Source organism: Dietzia sp. E1, assembly GCF_014145015.1.
Lineage (GTDB): Bacteria > Actinomycetota > Actinomycetes > Mycobacteriales > Mycobacteriaceae > Dietzia > Dietzia cinnamea_A.
In genome coordinates this window covers 1-1,979 of the sequence record NZ_JAALDU010000060.1, presented here as the reverse complement: position 1 = coordinate 1,979, position 1,979 = coordinate 1, and the positions used below count along the sequence as shown (strand labels likewise).

Here is a 1,979-nt window from a genome sequence, read left to right as displayed (position 1 = left end):
GGGGTCGGAGGCGTCGTCGTCGGCGCACCCGGCGGTACCGACTACGAGGGTGGCCGCGAGCGCGGCCGCGAGGAGACGTCGACCGGAGCCGCCGCGGCCACCCCGTCCTCGGTCGCCGCCACGCTCGCGGCGGGTGGTTCGGGAGGGGCCGGGGATGACGGTCGATCGCGGGTCCACGCCCCGAGCCTAGAGGGTCGTCCGCCGTAGCCCGCCGACCTCGCTCACCCACGTCATCCGGGGCCGCCCACCCGCAGCCGCCGGGTCGGCGACGTCATCAGGGATACTGGGCACCATGACGGAGACCGACGGCACGCGGCCTGACGCCGCGGGAGCGAGCACACCCGGGCCTCGCGCGGCCGCGCCCGGGTACTTCCGCGCCGGGCCGGTGGTCATGCTGGCGGTCGCGGCGGTGGTGATCCTGGTCGACCAGGTCACCAAGGTGCTCGCCGTGGCCAACCTGGAGAACGCCCGCCCGATCGAGCTCATCGGCGACACGGTGCGGCTGGTGCTGCTGCGCAATCCTGGCGCCGCGTTCTCGATTGGCACGGAGTTCACGGTCGTGCTCAGCGTCGTCGCCACGGTCGTGGTGCTGGGGCTGCTGTGGTTCTCCCGCCGCGTCCACTCCACATGGTGGGCGTGGGGGCTGGGGCTCATCCTCGGTGGCGCCGCCGGCAACCTCGTGGACCGCTACGTCCGGGCGCCCGGGATCCTGCAGGGCCACGTCGTGGACTTCATGTCCGTCGGCTGGTGGCCGGTGTTCAACGTCGCGGACTCCTGCCTGGTCGCCGGCGTGATCGTGGTGGCGGTGGCGGTCCTGCGCAACATCGACTTCGACGGCTCGCGCGTGTCGGACGACGCCGCCCCCGTCGCCAAGGGGGACCCGGCCGATGGGTGAGCTGCGTACCTTCCCCGTGCCGGACGGTCTCGACGGCATGCGCGTCGACGCCGGCGTCTCCCGGCTGTTGGGCATCTCGCGCACCGCGGTGGCGGACCTGGCCGGCGAGGGCAAGGTTCTGCTCGACGGCCGCACGGTGGGCAAGTCCGACAAGCTCACCGGGATGTCCTGGATCGAGGTCGAGATGCCGGAGCCGCGGGCCGAGCCGGCGGTGGTCGCCGAGCCGGTCGAGGGGATGGCGGTCGTGTACTCGGACGCGGACATCGTCGTCGTCGACAAGCCCGTCGGTGTGGCCGCGCACGCCTCGGTCGGGTGGACCGGTCCCACGGTGATCGGCGGCCTGGCCGCCGCCGGGTACCGCATCTCGACCTCGGGACCGCCGGAGCGCAAGGGGATCGTCCACCGCCTCGACGTGGGGACCTCCGGCCTCATGGTGGTGGCGGCGTCGGAGCGGGCGTACACGCTGCTCAAGCGGGCGTTCCGCGACCGGACCGTCGACAAGACCTACCACGCGCTGGTGCAGGGCCACCCCGACCCGCTCTCGGGGACGATCGACGCGCCCATCGGCCGGCACACGTCGAACGACTGGCGCTTCGCGGTCACCTCCGACGGCAAGCCGTCGATCACGCACTACGACACCCTCGAGGCGCACCAGGCGGCGACGTTGGTCGAGGTGAAGCTCGAGACGGGGCGCACCCATCAGATCCGCGTGCACTTCTCGGCGCTGCACCACCCGTGTGCGGGTGACCTCACGTACGGCGCGGACCCGGTCCTCGCGCGGCGGCTGGGGCTCGAGCGGCAGTGGCTGCACGCGGTGGGCCTGGGCTTCGAGCATCCGGGCACGGGGGCGCGCGTGGACTTCGCGAGCCGGTACCCCGACGACCTGCAGCACGCGATCGACGTCCTCCGCGACGCATGACCGGCGCCGCGCGGCTGCTGCGGGCCGCCGGCGTGGGGGTGGTGGTCGTCCTGGCGCTGGTGACGATCCTCACCGCGCTGCGCACCGAGCTCCCGCGGAGCCCGGGGGTGATGAGCGACGCCCTGGGCCCCGACCCCGGCGAGCGCGTCGGCGACTACCTCGACC

At 73.7% G+C, this 1,979-nt stretch carries 2 protein-coding genes; both read left to right on the top strand.

What is annotated here, in order from left to right; all coding sequences use genetic code 11:
- Positions 1–292: 292 nt before the first annotated feature.
- Entirely contained in the window at positions 293–895 is a 603-nt protein-coding gene (gene lspA / locus G6030_RS02725; RefSeq protein ID WP_182642130.1) for a signal peptidase II, read from the top strand.
- A complete protein-coding gene (locus tag G6030_RS02720) occupies positions 888–1,814 on the top strand; it encodes an RluA family pseudouridine synthase (RefSeq protein WP_061916452.1) in 927 nt (308 codons plus the stop codon). The genes lspA and G6030_RS02720 overlap by 8 nt, the downstream gene beginning before the upstream one ends.
- The last annotated feature ends 165 nt before the right edge of the window (positions 1,815–1,979 follow it).